17 protein-coding genes are annotated in these 19,489 nt (G+C 66.0%); 14 read left to right on the top strand and 3 right to left on the bottom strand.

All coding sequences use genetic code 11. The features are described from left to right. Window positions 1–306: 306 nt before the first annotated feature. The 10 genes from CFB34_RS06705 to CFB34_RS06750 all read left to right on the top strand — a co-directional run bounded on the left by CFB34_RS06705 (window position 307) and on the right by CFB34_RS06750 (window position 10,417). On the top strand, window positions 307–603 hold the full coding sequence (locus tag CFB34_RS06705) for a cupin domain-containing protein (protein ID WP_089441745.1): 297 nt from the start codon (window positions 307–309) through the stop codon (window positions 601–603). A gap of 617 nt (window positions 604–1,220) precedes the next feature. Further along, complete coding sequence (locus tag CFB34_RS06710; protein WP_089441746.1) at window positions 1,221–2,834, top strand: DUF2957 domain-containing protein; 1,614 nt, start codon at window positions 1,221–1,223, stop codon at window positions 2,832–2,834. 71 nt (window positions 2,835–2,905) lie between these two features. Further along, window positions 2,906–4,159: a DUF2957 domain-containing protein gene (locus CFB34_RS06715; RefSeq protein WP_089441747.1), complete on the top strand. Its 1,254-nt coding sequence runs from the start codon at window positions 2,906–2,908 to the stop codon at window positions 4,157–4,159. A 73-nt stretch (window positions 4,160–4,232) separates the two neighbouring features. Continuing rightward, the gene (locus CFB34_RS06720; RefSeq protein ID WP_071332061.1) at window positions 4,233–5,057 is read left to right on the top strand and encodes an OmpW family outer membrane protein; all 825 of its coding nucleotides are present in this window, start codon (window positions 4,233–4,235) and stop codon (window positions 5,055–5,057) included. Window positions 5,058–5,178: 121 nt separating this feature from the next. Continuing rightward, a complete protein-coding gene (locus CFB34_RS06725; protein WP_089441748.1) occupies window positions 5,179–5,682 on the top strand; it encodes an activator protein in 504 nt (167 codons plus the stop codon). A 181-nt stretch (window positions 5,683–5,863) separates the two neighbouring features. Further along, a complete protein-coding gene (locus tag CFB34_RS06730; RefSeq protein ID WP_089441749.1) occupies window positions 5,864–6,370 on the top strand; it encodes an activator protein in 507 nt (168 codons plus the stop codon). 235 nt (window positions 6,371–6,605) lie between these two features. Then, complete coding sequence (locus CFB34_RS06735) at window positions 6,606–7,697, top strand: hypothetical protein (protein WP_089441750.1); 1,092 nt, start codon at window positions 6,606–6,608, stop codon at window positions 7,695–7,697. 488 nt (window positions 7,698–8,185) lie between these two features. Continuing rightward, window positions 8,186–9,328, top strand: coding sequence for a glycosyltransferase (locus CFB34_RS06740; RefSeq protein WP_089441801.1), 1,143 nt, complete (start codon window positions 8,186–8,188; stop codon window positions 9,326–9,328). Next, a complete protein-coding gene (locus CFB34_RS06745) occupies window positions 9,325–9,819 on the top strand; it encodes a hypothetical protein (protein WP_089441751.1) in 495 nt (164 codons plus the stop codon). The genes CFB34_RS06740 and CFB34_RS06745 overlap by 4 nt, the downstream gene beginning before the upstream one ends. Window positions 9,820–9,832: 13 nt before the next feature. After that, entirely contained in the window at window positions 9,833–10,417 is a 585-nt protein-coding gene (locus tag CFB34_RS06750; RefSeq protein WP_089441752.1) for a dual specificity protein phosphatase family protein, read from the top strand. Between the two features lie 84 nt (window positions 10,418–10,501). Here CFB34_RS06750 and betA read toward each other — a convergent pair whose 3' ends face one another. Genes betA through betI form a run of 3 tightly spaced genes read right to left on the bottom strand, consistent with a single transcriptional unit; the run spans window position 10,502 to window position 14,314 of the window. Continuing rightward, window positions 10,502–12,202 carry a choline dehydrogenase gene (gene betA, locus CFB34_RS06755; RefSeq protein WP_089441753.1) on the bottom strand — a complete coding sequence of 567 codons (1,701 nt, stop codon included), beginning with the start codon at window positions 12,200–12,202 and terminating at the stop codon, window positions 10,502–10,504. A gap of 25 nt (window positions 12,203–12,227) precedes the next feature. After that, entirely contained in the window at window positions 12,228–13,697 is a 1,470-nt protein-coding gene (gene betB / locus CFB34_RS06760) for a betaine-aldehyde dehydrogenase (protein WP_089441754.1), read from the bottom strand. A gap of 32 nt (window positions 13,698–13,729) precedes the next feature. Beyond that, window positions 13,730–14,314, bottom strand: coding sequence for a transcriptional regulator BetI (gene betI / locus CFB34_RS06765; RefSeq protein ID WP_046549621.1), 585 nt, complete (start codon window positions 14,312–14,314; stop codon window positions 13,730–13,732). Between the two features lie 732 nt (window positions 14,315–15,046). On the opposite strand from betI, the gene CFB34_RS06770 reads away from it, so the two are divergent. The 4 genes from CFB34_RS06770 to CFB34_RS06785 all read left to right on the top strand — a co-directional run bounded on the left by CFB34_RS06770 (window position 15,047) and on the right by CFB34_RS06785 (window position 19,479). Then, a complete protein-coding gene (locus tag CFB34_RS06770; protein ID WP_089441755.1) occupies window positions 15,047–15,949 on the top strand; it encodes an alpha/beta hydrolase in 903 nt (300 codons plus the stop codon). Window positions 15,950–16,016: 67 nt separating this feature from the next. Further along, a complete protein-coding gene (locus CFB34_RS06775; protein WP_046549619.1) occupies window positions 16,017–16,586 on the top strand; it encodes an isoprenylcysteine carboxylmethyltransferase family protein in 570 nt (189 codons plus the stop codon). A 17-nt stretch (window positions 16,587–16,603) separates the two neighbouring features. Beyond that, a complete protein-coding gene (locus tag CFB34_RS06780) occupies window positions 16,604–17,887 on the top strand; it encodes a nucleotide disphospho-sugar-binding domain-containing protein (RefSeq protein WP_089441756.1) in 1,284 nt (427 codons plus the stop codon). Then, complete coding sequence (locus tag CFB34_RS06785; protein WP_089441757.1) at window positions 17,884–19,479, top strand: DHA2 family efflux MFS transporter permease subunit; 1,596 nt, start codon at window positions 17,884–17,886, stop codon at window positions 19,477–19,479. The genes CFB34_RS06780 and CFB34_RS06785 overlap by 4 nt, the downstream gene beginning before the upstream one ends. Window positions 19,480–19,489 lie beyond the last annotated feature (10 nt).

Raw genomic sequence — 19,489 nt, forward strand, 5'->3', positions numbered from 1 at the left:
GCGGGATCGCAGGACCGCCATATTAGCAATCGGTAGATGGAAATGCATTCTCGTGGAAAGGGCGTGGGGCGCCGGTGCCGGATTTGCGTGAATTGACCGCGCATCGCCTAATAACGCGGCGATTTATTTGTGGTGCGTGAACAATGGGTGCCGGTTTCGGCGAGCCGCGCTGCGATCTCGTTTCGGCGCGACCGCAGTGCGGCCGGCCGGCCGACTGTGCCGCCCGAAGGCCGTCGCGCCGTACCGGGACGGCGTGCGCGGTGCTCGCGATAATGCATTCCTTTCATCGTTCTCGGAGCGGCGCGCATGTCTTTGGTCGACTTCAAATCCGTGGCGGCCGCGCAGCCGGTCGCGTGGAAATCCACGATTGTCGGCGAGGTCGGGCCGGCCAGGATCAAGGTGCTGCGCATGGATGCGCAGCCTTACGAAGCGGAAGTGCACGACTACAACGAAGGGCTGCTGGTGCTCGACGGCCGGATGATGCTCGAGGTCGCAGGCGAGACGATCATCGTCGAGGCCGGGCAGATGTACCTCGCGCTCGCCGGTGTGCCTCATGCGGTGCAGCCGGGCAGCCACGGTACGCTCGTGATCATCGACGTGTAAGGTTGCGCCGCAACATGCCGGCGGGCGGCTGAGGCCCGGCTGGCTTGGCCAGGCGCGGATTGGCGGCCGCCATTCAAACGCGTGTTATACCGCTTGGGTATTTGTCTGAGCAAATAAATTGAAGGCTGTTTGAAAATCTGTCAAATACCGTGTAAACGCTAGGATTGCGCGGTTTTGGTCGTTTGGAACTCTGCATCCATTTACTTGTGGGTATCGTCCGATCATAGTCTCCACAAACGACGCATCACGATAACGAATCAAGCGTACGGATGGAGACCCATACATGAGACGCCTATCCGCGGGGCCAGTCGGACTGCCGTTTCCCGTTTTTTCGCTGAATGCAGGCGCGATGCAGAGCGCGTGCCTGCGTTGCCCTGTCGCCGTGTAGCGGCGAACCACTTCCCGTTTCGATCGTTCTCACGGCGCCGTGCCGCATGACGGCGCCGCGGGAGAGCGCTTGCCTGCCGCCGCGGCGTGTGCCGCATGTGCCTGACCGGCATCGCGGCCGTCTTGCGCGCGCCGTCATGCGCCGCGCATTCGTGCCGCGGCGCGATACCAACCGGCGGGCCATGCAGCCTGTCCGGACGAGACTTGTCGTACCCGAAAAGGAGGGGTTGATGATTTGCATTCCTGAATGGCGGAAAGCGGTTCTGTCGTGCGCGGTGCTGGCGCTGCCGTTCGTTGCCGGTTGCGGCGGCGGCGACGATCCGGGGCCGATCAACGTGCCGCAGTGCTCGGGCAGCGCATGCGGGCCGAGCGGGGCTGAAACGACGCCGCCGGTCGTGACGAAGCTGTGTCCGGACGCGCTCGATTACACGACGACTTATACGGGCGGCGCAGGCAGCGGCGAGTATGTGAAGGTGAAGTTCGACACCACGAAGCTCACCTATCAGATGCAGTTCCTGGAATCGTCGGTGCCGACGTCGGCCGGGCAAGTCAACAACACGCGCGCGGGCCTGACGATCAGCGGCGCGTTCCATCATCCGACCACGCTCCCGACCGCCGAGCAGAACCGCTGCGCGTTCGTGCTCGACAGCGGCGCGACGAGTGATGGCGCGTATTCGGTGACGATCAACCGTGCCGATCCGCCGATGCTTTTCGTCGGCAATGGCGTGGTGGGTGGCGGGATTCCGGGGGCGACGATTGCGTTCGCCGGTCTTGAGCCGTTCCCGGGCGTCGTGCTTGGCGTCGTGCCGTCGCGCACTTTCGATTTCTATCCGTTCATCGGCTTCACCAACACCGAAACGGACTTTACGAAAGTGGCGGGTAACTACAACGAACTCGGGATCCACCTGTCGCCGGTCGGCGGAAACGCGCAGAGCAGCGCGGGGGCCGTCGGCTGGCAACCCGATGTCGTCAACTGGAACCAGACGTTCAATGCCGACGGCTCGTGCACCATCACGGCAGGCAGCGACTACTCGTGCCAGACCACAGGAACGCCGTGGGCGTTGCGCAAGAACGCGGACGGCTCGTCCGACAACGTATTCGTGAGCAATCCCGTGGCGACCGCGGGCGGCGTGCCCATGTATCCGCTCGCGGGGCAGGGGTCCGCGATCGTGATTGCCGCACCTAGTCAGGCGAAGGGCATCATGATCGTCGGCAAGTTGAACGGCGTACTGGTGCCGATCGTGATTCGCGTGGGTTACACGCATATCGACGCGAGCAACCTCCTGGCATCGGTCGCTGACGCCGAGGTGGGAATCTCGATGCTGTCGCGGACCGCCGCCGTCGCGGCCAATTCGCTGAAGGGTGGCTTCATAGGCGCAACGAGCGCTTCAGCTTGCGGTATCGTGGCGCCCAGCACTGCCACGTTTGCGATCGCGACGTCCGGACCGAGCTTCAACAACAACATCCCGCATCCGGATCTGCCGGGCACCTTCGACGGCACCTTCTTCCTGGCACAGGCCGGCAGTTGCAACGACGGCACGGCCGTGTCGACGATGGCCGCGAACTATACGTCGACGCTGTTCCAGGGGGCTACCGCAGCATTCATCGATCCGCAGACGTCATCGGTGACCTCGCAGTTCGGGCTCGACTACACGCAGGCGACACCCGGCAAGATCAAGGTCACGGCCACGCAGAACTTCAACGCGAAGGGCGCCGGCGGCGACGTGGCGATCTTCAAGAAGGGCGATACGGGCTGGATCGTGAAGGCCGGCAACGTCTACGCGATGGTCGTCAACAACAGCCAGGTCAATCCGTTCTTCACGGTCGGCGCATTCGTCCAGTAACACTGCATTGAACATGTAACACCGGCGGCGCATGCGTCGCCGCCGGCGAATCGAATTTAAAGAGGATTCCTATGAATTTGAAGCAATGGATGGCCGCGGCCTCGCTCGCGCCCGTGCTGGCAGCATGCGGCGGAGACGGCGACCCGCCGCCCGCACCGGCGGTCCGGCTGTGCCCGCAGACGATCGACTACAACACGGTGTTCGTCGGCGGGTCGGGATCGGGCGAGCTCGTGAAGGTGCAGCTCGACACGACGAAAATGACGTACCGGATGACGTATCTCGCATCTCCGGTGCCGACCACCACGGGCACCGTGCAGCCGACCCGCGACACGACGCCGGCCAACGTGGTCGACGGCACGCTCGCCGACGAAACGGGGCTGCCGACGGTGAAGCTGAACCAGTGCACGTTCCGGATGCAGAACGCGAGCCTCGACCCGAACCGGCCCGCGCGGCTGTTCCTCGGCGAGGGCGTGCTGGGCGGCGCGATTCCCGGCGCGACGATTCAGTTCGACGGCGTGATCGGCGTCGGCAAGATCACGAAGACGACGTTCCCGTACTACCCGTTCATCAGTTTCTCGTCGCTGGAAACCGACCTGACGAAGATCGCCGGCAAGTACAACCAGCTCGGCTATCACCAGGTGCCGTCGCAGAGCTTCCAGCCGGTGGCGCTCGACCAGCAGGTGACGATCAACGCGGACGGCAGCTACGTCGAGACCGACAACTTCGGCAAGAAGAACGGCGGGCAGCCGCTTGCATCGAGCGCGACCGTGAACCAGCCGTTCACGCTGCGGCCCGATGCGCCGGCGTTCCAGTCGCTCAACTACCTGCCGCAGATTCAGCCGACGCTCGCGGCGGTCGATCCGGCGAAGGCCGGCAAGGGGATCCTGATCGTCGGCAAGCTGCGCAACCAGCTCGTGCCGATCTTCATCCGCACGGGTGCAGCCAACGCGGACCTCACGCAAGGCCCGCCGAGCGCGGACGACGAATCGGGCATCTCGTTCCTGAGCCCGCAGACGGCGATCGCGCAAGGCTCGCAGAACGGCGAGTACACGGGTGTCGACAGCGCGTTCAACTACCGCGCGACCGCGCTCGTCGGCGCGCAGGCCACGCTGCTCGATCCGTTCAATGCGTCGCAGGCCGCGCTCACGCGTGCGCTGAATCTCGACTACACGCAGAAGGTGCCCGGTGTCGTCACGACCGTGCATGCGGATGCGGCGTCGGGGCCGGCGACCGGCAAGTTCGTGTTCACCGGCGGCGTATTCGGGTTCCTCGACATGAACGATACGAGTAACCCGTACTTCACGGTCGGCGCATTCGTGCAGTGACGCACGCCTGGATGGAGACGCGGTGGCGCCGCGCGCGGATGCGCGGCGCCCGGACAGAATGAGGGGAGACTTCATGAAGAAGCTGATTGTCGCGGGTGTCGTCGCAGGCGTGTCGACGCTCGCATCGGCCCAGCAGGCGGGCGACAACGTCGCGACGCTGGGCTGGCTGCACATCATGCCGCAGGATTCGACCAACGGGCTGACGACGAATCTTGCCGGCATGCCGATCAATGGGCCGTTGCGCCTGCCCGGGTCGTTCACGTCGCCGGGCACGAGCCTGACGGTCAACAACGCCGATACCGTCGGCCTCACGCTCACGCACTTCTTCACCGACCATATCGCGGTGACGTCGGTGCTCGGCGTGCCGCCCGAGTTCACGCTGACCGGGCACGGCTCGATCCGGCCGCCCGGCCCGGCCGGTGCGCTCGGCAGCGTCAACATGGACAACCCGGCGAACCAGCCGGCGGTGAAGAACGCGCGGCAGTGGAGCCCGACGATCATTCTGCAGTACTACTTCAACTCGTCGACCGCGCGGTTCCGGCCGTTCGTCGGGATCGGCGTGGCCTACAGCTGGTTCAGCAACATCGAGCTGAATGGCAACTTCGCGAAGGACATCAACGAGAACCTCGGCAGCGTGCTTGCGGCCGGTGCCGGCAAGCCGGGGCCGACGTCGGTGGAGGGCAAGGCGTCGTCGTCGTTCACGCCGGTCTACAACGTCGGCGCGAGCTATGCGATCGACAAGCACTGGGGGCTCACGGCGACGCTGACCTACATGCCGCTGAAGACCTACTCGTCGCTCGTGATCAAGGCGGCCGACGGCTCGACGCTTGCCACCACGCGCACGCGGCTGAAGGCTGACCCGCTGATCACGTTCGTCGGGATTTCCTACAAGTTCTGAGCCGACCGGTGCGCATGACGCGCGCCGGCGGCTTCCTGCGACCGGCTGGCCGGACCTGTTCGGCCGGGAGGTCGCGTTCCTGGCGGCGTGCCGCCATTTGTGAAGAGAGGGGGCAGTTCAAATGAGCATTCGCAAAATCGTATCGCTTGTTGCTGCAGTGGCTTTCACCGCGGTTTCGGCCGCGCCTGCTTTCGCAGTTACCGTTACGCGGGCCGACGGTCAGCCGATGAACCCGAACGGCGAGCCGTTCTCCGTATCGGGGCTCACCAACCTCAGCAAGGGATCGATCAGTGCAGCCTGTACCGCGACGTTCAACGGCACGATTACGTCGACCGGTATCGTCAACATCACGTCAACGCAGTTTTCCGGCGGCGGCACGTGCGGCCTGATCAGCGGCACGGCGAGCAGCACGTCGCCGTGGACGGGCCAGGCCGACAGCACGACGCAGTTGTCGATCAATAACGTGCACGTGAACGTCACGCTGCTCGGCGCGTGCGGCCCGAGCAAGGTGGTAACGGCATGGAACGATGCGAACTCGTCGCTGACGTTCAATAACTCCGTCCTGACGCCGAACTGCACGGTGTCCGGCACGGTCACGACGTCGCCGAAGTTCCACGTGCAGTAAGCGTCGCGGATCTAAGCGGGTGCCCGCCGCGCGCGAGGGCCGTGCGGCATGTGCGGCGGGTTTCCGCCGTTTCGACGGGTTCGTGCCGTCGCGTGTATCGGCGCGGCGGCCGGATTCATTCTGCAGAGCGGTCGCGTTTCTCGTGTAAGGCCGCCATATATCAAGAGAGAGGGCCATACAGATGACAATTCGTCAAATTGCATCGCTTGTTGCAGCAGTGGTGTTCACCGCGGTTTCGGCTGCGCCCGCATTTGCGGTAACCATTTCGCGCGCGGACGGCCAGCCGATGAATCCGAACGGCGAGCCGTTTTCGGCGGCGGGGCTCTCGACGCTCCAGAAGGGTGCGGTCAGTCCGATCAACTGTACGTTGACGCTCAACGGTACCGTCACGTCGACCGGCATCATCAATATCACGTCGACCCAATTCACCGGTGGTGCCTTGTGCGGGTTGATCACGGGTAGTGCGTCCAGTGCGGCGCCGTGGACGGGGCAGGTGGACAGCACGACGCAAGTGTCGATCAACAACGTGAAGTTGAATGTGACCTTGCTCGGCACATGCGGGCCGAGCAAGGTCACGGCGGCGTGGAACGATCAGAACTCGTCGACGGCGTTCAATAACACCGTGCTGACGCCCGATTGCAACGTGAACGGCACGGTCATGACGTCGCCGAATTTCCACGTTCAGTAAGCGATCGCAGATCGAAGCGGGGGGCTCGCTGTGCACTAAGAGCGTGCGGGAGGCACGCGGCTTTCCGCTTCCTCGATGCTTTCGAGCCTTCGTCCATATCAGCGCGACGACAGGCTGACCGTACGTATCGCGATCCGATGCGCACGGTGTTGCAGGGTCGGCACGGCGTACCGCGCCATCCGATCCGACTGAATTAAACACTATTCCAATTGGCCAGAACACTCCCGGAAGACCCATGCTTATCGATCCAGCAAAGTATGGAGATGCCCGCGGCGCGACGCCTGACCGGCTGCGCACGGCCGCGTGGCTGCAGTATCTGATCGAACGACTCGACGCCGCCGCGTGCGCGGCGGAGACGGGTGACGCCGGCGACACGACCGTCATCGCGTCACACGCGATACGCATGCGGGCTGGCGCGAACCTGTCTCGGGAAGCGACAGCGATGCTTCACCGGCTCGCGCCGTGGATCGCGTCGGACGGCGACGCCTGTGCATGCGATCTGACGGACCCGCGTGGCGCGTGCTCGCATGTGCCTTCGATGCAGCAGCTCGCCGAAGCCGAACGTAGCTGCCCCGGCTCGCGTACCGCGTTCGACACCGCGTACGGCGTGATCGATGCATGCGCATTCGACGACCCCGATGTCGGCTGGGCCGCACTCGAGCGGATTGCCGGGGGTGTCGAATGCGGCGGAGGCGATGACGGCGAATGCACTGAACATGAAAAGGGCGCGCAGGACGACATGCCGCCTGCGAAGAACCTGAGAGAAAGACTGGCCGTGGTCGCGGCGGCGAGTGGGGAAACGTCGGTCATGTCTGGCGCCGTCATCGACGCGATCGTGCTGCGTGTGTGCGGGCCGCGCGACGATGCATCGCGCATCGACGAGATGGCGGCGCTCGTGACGTTCTCGGCCGCGCTCGCCGCTGGCGACGGGGCCTCTGTTGCCGCGTATGGCGGTCAGCACAACCTTGTTGCCCGGGCGATCCGCACACATCGCGCCGATCTCGCGTCGGTGGACGGGCTGCTCGCGGCGTTGTCCGTGTGCAGGCTCGATCAGCTCGTCGGCGCGGGCAGTTTCTGGGCCTACTACTTGCTGGCGGGCATCGTGATTGCAGCGCCCGACGCCGTACGGGAAGTCGGTCGCCGCTTTCATGGTGACGAGTGGCAGGCGTGGCTCGATCACGTGCTCGCTTGGCCGGCGGTCAGCCGCTTCGGGCCGAAGGAGGACGTCGCGTTCGAAGGCCTGCGCGGTGCAATGAGCCTGACGTCGCGATGGAATCCGATCGTTCGCGGGAAGCGGATGCGGAAGCGGGGTGTTGTAACGCCCTGATTTGAGGAACACGGGGACACGGCAGGCTAATGCAGCGCTTTTGCCGAATCGATACTCAAGGATTCCAAACGAATCGCGCACGAGCACCCTGGCTCGCGCCGAAATGACGGGCCTCGTTCGTACGCGCGAACGGGCGTCAGGCGGCGCGCTGAGCCTTCGTGCTGTCAGCGTCCACACCGGCCGCGCGCCACGCCGTCCACGCCATCTATCCTTCCAGACCGCCAGACCGCCAGACCGCCAGACCGCCAGACCGCCAGACCGCCAGACCGCCAGACCGCCAGACCGCCTCGCGCCACCCCCGATCCTGGCACGATCAACCGAACGCAGTATGATTCCGCAGTCGATGCCGGCGATCGCTGCGCTGTAACCGCCCGCCCGCATCGCCCAAGATCTGCCAAGCTTGTTGTAAGCCGGACGCACACCGCCGCCGCGTGAGAGCGCCGCCGCGAACCCGCCGCCGGGCCACCTTCATCGAAATGGTCAGTCAGATGTCAAAGCAAAACAAGAAGATCCTCCTCCTGAGCGTCAGCGCCGGCGCTGGCCATACCCGGGCGGCCGAAGCGATCCGCGCGTTCGCCGACCACCACCCCGCCGGCATCGAAGCCACCCACCTGGACGTGATGGATTTCGTATCCACCGGCTTCCGCAAGCTGTACACCGATCTCTACATCAAGCTCGTCAGCAGCCAGCCGGCGCTGTGGGGCTACCTGTACCAGAAGACCGACGAAGTCGATCCCGCCGCGCCGTCGCAGAAGATCCGGCGCGCGATCGAGCGGCTCAATTGCCGGGCACTGCTCGCGGAGATCGAACGGCAGCGCCCGGACGCGATCATCTGCACGCACTTCCTGCCCGCCGAGCTGCTGTCGCGCGAGATCCGTAAGGGGCGCGTCGACACGCCGGTGTGGGTGCAGGTCACCGATTTCGACCTGCACAGCATGTGGGTCGTGCCGAACATGCGCGGCTATTTCGCGGCCAACGACGAGATCGCGTGGCGCATGCATGCGCGTGGCATGGCGCCCGACACGGTGCACGTCAGCGGCATCCCGATCATGCCGGCGTTCGGCCAGCCGCTCGATCGCGCGGCCTGCGCGGCCGAATTCGGCCTCGATCCCGCGCGCCGGACCTTCCTGATGATGTCCGGCGGCGCGGGCCTCGGCGGGCTCGACGTGCTGGCCGCGCGCCTGCTCGAGATGGAGGCCGACTTCCAGCTGATCGCGCTGGCCGGCAAGAACAAGGCGATGCTGGCGTCGTTGCAGGAACTCGCCGCGCAGCACCCGGGCCGGCTGTTTCCGCAGGGCTTCACGCAGCAGGTCGAGCGCCTGATGGCCTGCGCCGATCTCGTGATCACGAAGCCGGGCGGCCTGACGACGTCCGAGTGTCTGGCGATGCAGCTACCGATGATCGTCAACTCGCCGATTCCGGGCCAGGAAGAGCGCAATGCGGATTTCCTGCTCGAACAGGGCGTCGCGCTGAAGGCGATCGACGACGATGCGCTCGTCTACCGGATCCGCGCGTTGCTGCAGACGCCCGAGCGTCTCGCCGACATGCGCCGCCGTCTCGCGCCGCTCGGGCGGCCGCTCGCCGGCCGCTTCGTGCTCGATCGCGTGCTGGGCCTGGAGCCGGCCGCATGAGCGGCGCACGCTTTGTGCCGACGCGTCATACGGTGTTCGTCGTTGCATGGGTCGTGCTGCTCGCGTACTTCTTCGCGAACGTCGAGATCCAGATCGAAGGCAGCGCGGGCTGGGCCGCCAACCTGCCGACGTGGCGCATCGAACATCACTGGCTGCTCGACCTCTTCTGGGGCGGGCGGCCGATGACCGGCTACCACGCGTGGGTGTTCCCGTTCGTCGCGCTGTTCTTTCACCTGCCGGCCGTGTTCAACGGGCGGTGGTCGTGGCGCATCGAAGCGCGGATCATCGCGTGCATCATGGTGTTCTGGCTGACCGAGGATTTCCTGTGGTTCGTGCTGAATCCGGCGTATGGCCTGGCCCGCTTCAATCCGGCGAACGTGCCGTGGCATATCCACTGGCTGGGCGTGGCCCCGACCGACTACTGGACGATGAGCGCCGCCGCGATCGTGCTGTTCGTCGTTTCCCGCGAGCGCAAGCGCGCCTTTTACTGATCTCCGAACCGACATGAAAATCGCCGTCATTGCCGCGCTCGCCGCTACGCTCGCAGGGCTCGTGCAGCCGGCCAACGCGGACCCGGCCTCCGAGGTGTCCGCCCGGCCGATCAAATGGGCGCAGAGCGTGACCGATGCGCATGTGAACAACCTGCACCGCATCACGCCGACGCTGTATCGCAGCGCGCAGCTGTCGCGCTCGGACGTGCCGGAGCTGCAGAAGCTCGGCATCCGCAAGGTCATCAGCTTCCGTTCGTTTCACGCGGACGACACCATCCTGGCCGGCACGCAGATCCGGATGCAGCGCATCCGGATCAACACGTGGGACATCCGCGACGAGGACATGGTGACCGCGCTGAAGGCGCTGCGCACGGCCGACCAGGACGGCCCGGTGCTGATCCACTGCCAGCACGGCGCCGATCGTACCGGCCTCGTGTCGGCGCTGTACCGGATGGTGTACCAGGGCTGGACGCGCGAGCAGGCGCTCGATGAACTGCAGCACGGCGGCTACGGGTTCCATCCGATCTGGCAGAACATTACGAACTACCTGAAAAACGTCGACGTCGAGCGCTTGAAGCGGGAAGTGAACAGCGGCTGACGATCCCATGCAAAACGCCGCCGACAATGGCTGTCGGCGGCGTTTCGTCAGTACATCGATACGCGGGCACCACGCCCGCCGCGGTCAGACCGTCTCCGGCTGCCGCACCGCCTTCGCGATATTGCGGGCCATTGCGCCATTCGCGACGAAGTAAGGCACGTCCACGCGCGCAAGCGGCTTGCGCCCGCGAATCTTGTCCGCGATTTTCTCGGCGATCATGATCGTCGGCGCATTGAGGTTGCCGGTCGTGATGATCGGCATGATCGACGCATCGACGACGCGCAGCCCTTCGAGCCCGTGCACGCGGCCTTCTTCATCGACCACGGCCATGTCGTCGTAACCCATCTTGCACGAGCACGACGGATGGAACGCGGTCTCCGCGCGGGCGCGCACGAACGCGTCGAGTTCCTTGTCGGACTTGCAGTCCGCACCCGGATTCAGTTCGCGGCCGCGATATCGATCCAGCGCGGGCTGCCGCATGATCTCGCGTGTCGCACGGATCGCATCGCGGAACTCGCGCCAGTCGAGCGCTTCGGCCATGTAGTTGAACAGGATGCTCGGATGGTCGTTCGGATCGCGCGAGCGCAGCTTCACGCGGCCGCGGCTCGGTGAGCGCATCGAGCCGACGTGCGCCTGGAAGCCGTGCATCTCGATCGCGTTCGAGCCGTTGTAGTTGATCGCGACAGGCAGGAAGTGATACTGGATGTTCGGCCACAGATCGTCGTCGCGCGTGCGGATGAAACCGCCCGCCTCGAAGTGGTTGCTCGCGCCGAGGCCGGTGCCGTTCAGCATCCATTCGAGGCCGATCTTCGGCTGGTTCCACCACTTGAGCGCCGGGTACAGCGAGACCGGCTCCTTGCACTCGTACTGGATGTACATCTCCAGATGATCCTGCAGGTTCTGGCCGACGCCGGGCAGGTCGAGGACGACGGGAATGTCGAGTTCCTTCAGCCACGCACCGGGGCCGACGCCGGAGCGCTGCAGCAGTTGCGGCGACGCGATCGCGCCGCTGCACACGAGCACTTCGTGGCGCGCATGCGCGGTCGCGCGTTCGCTGCCGCGCAGGTACGTGACGCCCGACGCGCGCTGGCCGTCGAACAGGATGCGATCGGCGAGCGCGTGCGTGACGATCTCGAGGTTCGAGCGCACCTTCGCCTGGTCGAGGTAGCCGCGCGCGGTGCTGGCGCGGCGGCCCTTCGGCGTGACGGTGCGGTCCATCGGGCCGAAGCCTTCCTGCTGATAGCCGTTCAGGTCGTCCGTGCGCGGATAGCCGGCCTGCACGCCTGCATCGACCATCGCCTCGAACAGCGGGTTCACGCCCGGCTTGCTGGTCGTGACCGACACGGGGCCGCTGCCGCCGTGATAGTCGTTCGGGCCGACGTCGCGCGTTTCGGCCTTCTTGAAGTACGGCAGGCAGTCGAGATACGTCCAGTTCTCGAGGCCCTTGTGCGTCGACCAGTTGTCGTAGTCGAGCGCGTTGCCGCGGATGTAGCACATGCCGTTGATCAGCGACGAGCCGCCGAGCCCCTTGCCGCGGCCGCATTCCATCCGGCGGTTGTCCATGTGCGGCTCGGGGTCGGTTTCGTAGGCCCAGTTGTAGCGGCGGCCCTGCAGCGGATAGGCGAGGGCGGCCGGCATCTGCGTGCGGAAGTCGAAGCGGTAGTCGGGGCCACCCGCTTCGAGCAGCAGCACCGTCACGTCCGGATCTTCCGTCAGGCGCGTTGCGAGCACGTTGCCCGCGGAACCCGCGCCGCAGATGATGTAGTCGTATTCGCGTGTCGTCATGACGGTCAGTCTCCTTTCGTGATCCTTAAAACACCGGGTTGTAGCGGCCGAGCTCGACCTGCACCGACTTGATTCGAGTGTAGTGCTCGAGCGTCGTGATGCCGTTCTCGCGTCCGACACCGGATTGCTTGTATCCGCCAACCGGCATCTCCGCCGGCGATTCGCCCCACGTGTTGATCCAGCAGATGCCGGCTTCGAGGCGATGGATCGTGCGGTGCGCGCGCGACAGGTTCTCGGTCACGACGCCGGCCGCGAGGCCGTAGTGCGTGTCGTTCGCGCGGGCGATCACTTCGTCCTCCGATTCGAAATCGAGGATGCTCATCACCGGCCCGAAGATTTCCTCGCGGACGATCTTCATGTCGTCGCGGCAATCGCCGAACACGGTCGGCGCGACATACTGGCCGCTGCCGAAGTGGCCGTCGGTCAGGCGCGTGCCGCCCGCGAGCAGCTTCGCGCCTTCGGCCTTGCCGCTTTCGATGAAGCCGAGCACCTTGTCGAGCTGCGCGGCCGACACGAGCGGGCCGAAGTTGGTAGCGGCATCGGTCGGCTTGCCGACGCGGATGCGCTTCACGCGGTCGAGCACACGCTGCGTGAATGCATCCTTGATCGAGCGGTGCACGAACACGCGCGTGCCGTTCGTGCAGACCTGGCCCGAGCTGAAGAAGTTGGCGGTGACCGCGATGTCGGCCGCGCGGTCGAGGTCCGCATCGTCGAACACGATCAGCGGCGACTTGCCGCCGAGCTCCATCGTCACTTCCTTCAGCGACGATGCGCCGGCCAGCGACATCACCTTCTTGCCGGTTTCGACGCCGCCGGTGAACGACACCTTCGCGATGTCCGGGTGGCCCGTCAGCAGCGCGCCGACCGAGCCGTCGCCCTGCACGACGTTGAACACGCCGGGCGGCACGCCGGCTTCCGTATAGATTTCCGCGAGTTTCAACGCGGTGAGCGGCGTGACTTCGCTCGGCTTGAACACCATCGCGTTGCCGGCCGCGAGCGCGGGGGCCGTCTTCCAGCACGCGATCTGGATCGGGTAGTTCCACGCGCCGATGCCGGCGCACACGCCGAGCGGCTCGCGGCGCGTGTAGACGAACGACTCGGCGCGCAGCGGCACCTGCAGCCCTTCGATCGCGGTCGCGAGGCCCGCGTAGTACTCGATCACGTCCGCGCCGGTGACGATGTCGACCGCGAGCGTCTCGCCGATCGGCTTGCCCGTGTCGCGCGTTTCCAGCGCCGCGAGTTCGTCGTTGCGCTCGCGCAGCAGGTCGACCGCGCGGCGCAGGATGCGCGAGCGCTGCATCGCGGTCAGCGCGGCCCATTCACGCTGGCCTTCCTGCGCGGACGCCACCGCGCGGTCGACGTCGGCCGCGCTGGCCTGCTGGACCTGCGCGAGCAGTTCGCCGGTGGCGGGATCGAAGGTGTCGAAAGTCTTGCCGCTCGTGGCGTCGACGTAACCGCCGCCGATGTAGAGGCGCTGCAAACCGAATACGGACATGAGGATCTCCTTGAGGGCGACTGCGTGACGCGTCAGTCGGACGCGAGCAGCAGGTCGATGTAATCGTGGGCGAGCTTCAATGCAGCCCGGGTGTCGATCGGGCCGCCGGCGAGTGCGCCGCGCAGCCACAGGCCGTCGATCAGCGCGGCGAGGCCGCTGGCGGCTTCGCGCGCTTGCGTGCGCGGCAACGCCTTCGCGAATTCGGCGCACAGGTTCGAGTGGAGGCGCCGCGTGTTGACGTGCTGCAGGCGCTTGAGCATCGGGTCGTGCATGCTCTGCGACCAGAACGCGAGCCAGGTCTTCATCACGGGCGCGCTGACCTGCGTGTCGTCGAAGTTCGCGGCGACGATCGCGCGCAGCCGGGCGCGCGGATCCTTGCGTGCCGCCACGCGGCGGCGCGTGGTGGCCGACCACAGGTCGCGCAGCACGTGCCGCATCGTCGCTTCGAGCAGGCCGTCCTTGTCGCCGAAGTAGTGGCTGACGATGCCCGTCGAGATGTTCGCGCGTTGCGCGACCGATGCGAGCGTCGTGCCGGGCAGGCCCGCCTCGTCGATCGACCGCAGCGTGGCGTCGATCAACTGTGCGCGGCGAATCTCCCGCATTCCGACTTTCGGCATCGCGACTCCTTTCGCCCGGACGGGCCGTCCATGGAAGTCGACAGCTTAGCGGTTTTTTATTGATCGTTCAATCAACAAAAAATCGGGGTCCGACGGCGACGGCGGTTACCGGGCAGGTGAGCGGCAGGTGAATGGGGCCTCCGATCGCGCGTTGTGCAGGTGCGGAAAAATAATTGAAAGATGTTTAAAAAAGGTGGAGTTTGTTTAAAACGCTTCCTGAAGCGAGCACTCAATCCGGTTAATCGTTGCAGGTGTCGAATCGATTACGGAATGAAAGAGTAATGAGCTGTGTGATATTTGTTTAAGCGCGGAAGTCGATGCGCGAAACGGCGTCACGATTCATTCATGAAAATCCGTTTGAAATGGGCGGATGAAACGAAATAACGTATTGATTGTAAATGGAAGTTTATCAAATAAACGGGGATCGACCACCGCTCCGCAAACGATTGCGACCGCCCCCGGCCGAATTCCGCTTACCATAAAAAATGCGGGAATAATTTGAATCTGGCGCATTTCCTAACGGAGTAGAGGTTATCGTTGGAATGACTTGAGTCAGTAATATTGTCCGTATTAGTATGGCGCCGCACTACGAGGAATGAATCGATGCCGCCGGTATTGCCGCGGTGCATTGGCCAATCGCGCGATTCGGATCGCGCGTGACACACCGGCGCAGTCATTGCGCACCTGCAGCATGCCGCGACGTCGAGACGCCGCATCCACCGGAGAACGACGATGCTGACCGAAAAACACGTGGTCCCATTGCCGAATGGTCTGAAGGTCTATGTCGAACGGAACGTGTTCGACCCGGCGTTCGACACGGCAATGCTCGTCAACGGCGCGCTCGCGACGACCGCGTCGTTCGGGCAGACCGTCCAGTATCTCGGCGAGCGGATGAACACGATCTGCTTCGACCTGCCGTATGCGGGGCAGTCGCGCCAGCACAACCCGGGCTGCTTCATCCTGACGAAGGACGACGAAGCCGCGATCCTGCAGCACCTGGTCGAGCGCTTCGCGCCGGCGTACCTCGTGTCGGTGTCGTGGGGCGGCGTCGCGTCGCTGTTCGCGCTTGCACGCGGCTGCCCGAGCGTGCGGCGCGCGGCGATCTGCTCGTTCTCGCCGTTCCTGAACGACGCGATGGTCGACTACGTGACGCGTGCCCGCGACCACATCGCGGCCGGCGAGAACCTGAAGGCCGCGCAGCTGCTGAACGACACCGTCGGCCGCTACCTGCCGCGCATCATGAAGCTGTACAACTACCGGTATCTCACGCGCCTGCCGCGCGACGAGCAGGACCAGGTCGCGTTCCACGTCGACCAGATCCTGTCGCTGCAGCCGGAGCGCTACCTCAGCGAGTTCTCGAACATCGGCTGCGAGCTGCTGTTCCTGAACGGCGAGCGCGACGAATACACGACGCCCGCCGACGTGCGCCAGCTCGGCGCGCACGTGCCGCGCGCCCGGTTCGCGACGGTGCCGGACGCCGGCCACTTCCTCGACATCGAAGGCCGCGCGCAGCGCGAATACACGCGTTCGGCGTTGCTCGACTTTTTCTGCGGCGGGGCGTCGCTCGCCGCCGGCATGGCGCTCGCCGCCGCGCAGTCGTGCGTGCCCGCACCGATGCACGCGTTGTCGTCGTGACGCCGCACGCCGTGCGTCCGATACGCGCGGCGCTCCCGAATTCCCATCCCAACGAGGCAGGCCCGCCGTGAATATCGTTCAGACCATCGCCATCGTCGTTCCGTGGGCCGTGTGGCTCGCCTACTGGATCGCCACTTCGCAAGGCGTGAAGACGACCGTGCGCAAGGAAGCGTCGCGCTCGCGCACGTTGCAGTCGATTCCGCTGATCGTCGGCGGCGCGCTGATCATCCTGCCCGATCCGTCGTGGCAGGCGCTCGTGCCGGACTGGCAGCGCTTCGGCCTGCAGGCGCAGTGCGGGCTCGCGGTGCTCGTGGCCGGCCTGCTGTTCTCGGTGTGGGCGCGGCTGCACCTCGGCACGAACTGGAGCGTGTCGGTCACGCTGAAGGAAGACCATGAGCTCGTCCGCACGGGGCCGTATGGGCTCGTGCGTCACCCGATCTATACGGGCTGCCTGATCGCGCTCGTCGGCGCGGCGCTGATCGGCGGCGAATGGCGCGGCGCGATCGGCGTGCTGCTCGTGTTCGCGTCGCTCGCGTACAAGGTGCGCGTCGAGGAAAGCTGGCTGACCGGGTATTTCGGGCCGGCGTACACGCAGTACCGTCGCGAAGTCGCGGCGCTGATTCCCGGCTTCTACTGAACCCCGCGAGGCGCGCGATGGCGAAGATGATCGTGACCGCGATCGGCTCGGCGGGCGACGTGCATCCGCTGCTCGGCGTCGCACGCACGCTCGCTGCGCGCGGTCACGACGTCGTGTTCTGCACGCATGCGCCGTTCGAGGCGGTCGTGCGCCGTTGCGGGTTTGCCTTCGTGCCGATCGGCACCGCGGCCGACTACGAGGCCGCGATGGCGAACCCCGCGCTGTGGGATTCGCGCACGTCGTTTCGTACGCTGTGGGCGGTGATCGCGCCGACGCTGCGCCCGCATTACGACGCGCTGCGTGCGCTGACCGACGACGATACGGTGCTCGTCGGCACGCTGTGGGCGTTCTCCGCGCGCTTCATGCAGGAGCTGCACGGCACGCCGTACGTGTCGGTGCAGGTGTCGCCGTCGACGCTGCTGTCCGCGCATGCGCCGCCGACGCACCCGCGCCTGACGATTCCCGCGCGCTGGCCGCTGCCCGTGAAGGCGGCGCTGATGACGCTGATCGAGCGGCAGGTGCTCGATCGCACGTGCGGCCCCGCGCTCAACGCGGTGCGCCGCGCGCTCGGGCTCGCGCCCGCGCAGCGCGTGCTGGGCCGCTGGCTGCATTCGACCGACGGCGTGCTGTGCCTGTTTCCCGGCTGGTTCGCGCCGCCGCAGCCGGACTGGCCGTCGAATCATCTGCAAAGCGGTTTCCCGTTGTTCAACGATATTGCGACCTCCGAAGACGATGTGGCACTCGATGCGTATCTCGCGGCCGGTGAACCCCCGGTCGTGTTCACGGCCGGTTCGACACGCGTCGATCACGCGGCATACGCGCGCGCGGTGGCGGACGCGCTGCGCACGACCGGCGCGCGCGGGATCCTGCTGACGCCGCACGATGCGGCGCCGGACAGTGACCGCTTGCTCGTGCGCCGCTTCGTGCCGATGCGCACGCTGCTGCCGCGCTGCCGCGCGCTCGTGCATCACGGCGGGATCGGCACGGCGGCGCTCGCGTGCGAAGCCGGCATCGTGCAAGTCGTCACGCCGTTCGCGCACGATCAGTTCGACAACGCGCAACGCGTCGTCGCGAACGGCTGCGGCGTGCGCGTCGACGGCCCGCTCGACGGCGGGCGGCTCGGCGCGGCACTCGCGCGCGTGCTCGACGAACCCGCGTTCGCGGTGCATGCGGCGCGTACGCGTGCGTTGCTCGCGGCCGCGCCGGACGGCTGCAACGCGGCCGCCGATTTCATCGAACGGTTCGTGCCGAAGCGCGGGCGGGCGCGCGCGCGGGCCGATGTCGCGGTGGCCGGCGCATGAGCACCGCGTCGCCGCTTCGCGACGGGCCGGTCGCGCCGTCCGCGTTCGACGCGCCGGCGCCTGCGCCCGCCGCTCGGCCGGTGCGCGGCATCCGGCTCGCGCTGCTGACGTTCGCGCTGTCGCTCGCGACCTTCATCGAAGTGCTCGACTCGACCGTGACGAATGTCGCGGTGCCGGCGATCTCTGGCAGTCTCGGCGTATCGAACAGCCAGGGCACGTGGGTGATCAGCTCGTATTCGGTCGCGGCCGCGATCGCGGTGCCGCTGACGGGCTGGCTCGCGCGCCGCGTCGGCGAGTTGCGGCTGTTCGTCGGCGCGATCCTGCTGTTCACGCTGACGTCGCTGCTGTGCGGGCTCGCGCGCGACCTGCACGTGCTGGTGATCTGCCGCGCGCTGCAGGGGCTGTTTTCCGGGCCGATGGTGCCGCTGTCGCAGACGATCCTGCTGCGCACGTTCCCGCCGGACAAGCGCACGATCGCGCTCGCGCTGTGGGCGATGACGGTGCTGCTCGCGCCGATCTTCGGGCCGGTGGTCGGCGGCTGGATCGTCGACAACTTCTCGTGGCCGTGGATCTTCCTGATCAATTTGCCGATCGGGCTGTTCTCGTTCGCGGTCTGCACCGCGATGCTGCGCCCTGACGCGCAACGTGGTGAAGCCGGCCCGATCGACGTGCCGGGCATCGTGCTGCTCGTGATCGGCGTCGGCTCGCTGCAGGCGATGCTCGATCTCGGCCACGATCGCGGCTGGTTCGGCTCGCCGCTGATCGTCACGCTCGCGGTGGTCGCGGCGCTCTCGATCGTGTCGCTGCTGATCTGGGAGGCGGGCGAAGCGCATCCTGTCGTCGATCTCAGCCTGTTCCGCGATCGCACGTTCTCGTTCTGTGTGCTGATCATCTCGCTCGGGATGATGAGCTTCTCGGTGGTCGGCGTCGTATTCCCGCTGTGGATGCAGGCCGTGATGGGCTACAACGCGTTTCACGCGGGGCTCGCCACGGCATCGCTCGGCGTGCTCGCACTGGTGTTCTCGATCCTCGTCGGGCTGCATGCGCATCGCTTCGACGCGCGCGTGCTCGCGACCTTCGGCTTCCTCGTGTTCGCGGCCGTGCTCGCGTGGGACGCGCATTTCACGCTGAAGATGACGTTCGCGCAGATCGCCGCGCCGGGCCTGATCCAGGGGATCGGGCTGCCGTGCTTCTTCATTCCGCTGACTGCCGCGACGCTGTCGCGCATCCCGGACGACCGGCTCGCGGCCGCGTCGAGCCTCTCGAACTTCCTGCGTACGCTGTCCGCCGCGTTCGGCACCGCGATGAGCGTGACGCTGTGGGACAACCGCGCGACCTATCACTACGACGTCGTGTCGCAATCCGTCACGCACGCGTCGGCGAACACGCAGCGCTTCGTGCATACGCTGAACGCGATGGGCGTGGACGGCGTGCGCGAGCTGTCGACGCTGCACCAGGTCGTGATGCAGCAGGCCTACATGATGGCGACCAACGACATGTTCTGGATGGCGAGCATGACGTGTCTCGCCCTTGCGGCAATGATGTGGCTGACGCGGCCGAAGCGCGGCGCGGCGGCCTCGTTCGGGCATTGAGGAGAGGAAC

Source organism: Burkholderia sp. HI4860 (assembly GCF_002223045.2).
Lineage (GTDB): Bacteria > Pseudomonadota > Gammaproteobacteria > Burkholderiales > Burkholderiaceae > Burkholderia.

Excerpts from the sequence above, each read along its gene's own strand:
- CFB34_RS06720 (WP_071332061.1), top strand. The coding sequence starts at position 4,233 with ATGAAGAAGCTGATTGTCGCGGGTGTCGTCGCAGGCGTGTCGACGCTC.
- CFB34_RS06745 (WP_089441751.1), top strand. The coding sequence starts at position 9,325 with ATGAGCGGCGCACGCTTTGTGCCGACGCGTCATACGGTGTTCGTCGTT.
- CFB34_RS06730 (WP_089441749.1), top strand. The coding sequence starts at position 5,864 with ATGACAATTCGTCAAATTGCATCGCTTGTTGCAGCAGTGGTGTTCACC.
- CFB34_RS06780 (WP_089441756.1), top strand. The coding sequence starts at position 16,604 with ATGGCGAAGATGATCGTGACCGCGATCGGCTCGGCGGGCGACGTGCAT.
- CFB34_RS06735 (WP_089441750.1), top strand. The coding sequence starts at position 6,606 with ATGCTTATCGATCCAGCAAAGTATGGAGATGCCCGCGGCGCGACGCCT.
- betI (WP_046549621.1), bottom strand. The coding sequence starts at position 14,314 with ATGCCGAAAGTCGGAATGCGGGAGATTCGCCGCGCACAGTTGATCGAC.
- betA (WP_089441753.1), bottom strand. The coding sequence starts at position 12,202 with ATGACGACACGCGAATACGACTACATCATCTGCGGCGCGGGTTCCGCG.
- CFB34_RS06725 (WP_089441748.1), top strand. The coding sequence starts at position 5,179 with ATGAGCATTCGCAAAATCGTATCGCTTGTTGCTGCAGTGGCTTTCACC.
- CFB34_RS06710 (WP_089441746.1), top strand. The coding sequence starts at position 1,221 with ATGATTTGCATTCCTGAATGGCGGAAAGCGGTTCTGTCGTGCGCGGTG.
- CFB34_RS06750 (WP_089441752.1), top strand. The coding sequence starts at position 9,833 with ATGAAAATCGCCGTCATTGCCGCGCTCGCCGCTACGCTCGCAGGGCTC.
- CFB34_RS06785 (WP_089441757.1), top strand. The coding sequence starts at position 17,884 with ATGAGCACCGCGTCGCCGCTTCGCGACGGGCCGGTCGCGCCGTCCGCG.
- CFB34_RS06770 (WP_089441755.1), top strand. The coding sequence starts at position 15,047 with ATGCTGACCGAAAAACACGTGGTCCCATTGCCGAATGGTCTGAAGGTC.
- CFB34_RS06740 (WP_089441801.1), top strand. The coding sequence starts at position 8,186 with ATGTCAAAGCAAAACAAGAAGATCCTCCTCCTGAGCGTCAGCGCCGGC.
- CFB34_RS06715 (WP_089441747.1), top strand. The coding sequence starts at position 2,906 with ATGAATTTGAAGCAATGGATGGCCGCGGCCTCGCTCGCGCCCGTGCTG.
- betB (WP_089441754.1), bottom strand. The coding sequence starts at position 13,697 with ATGTCCGTATTCGGTTTGCAGCGCCTCTACATCGGCGGCGGTTACGTC.
- CFB34_RS06705 (WP_089441745.1), top strand. The coding sequence starts at position 307 with ATGTCTTTGGTCGACTTCAAATCCGTGGCGGCCGCGCAGCCGGTCGCG.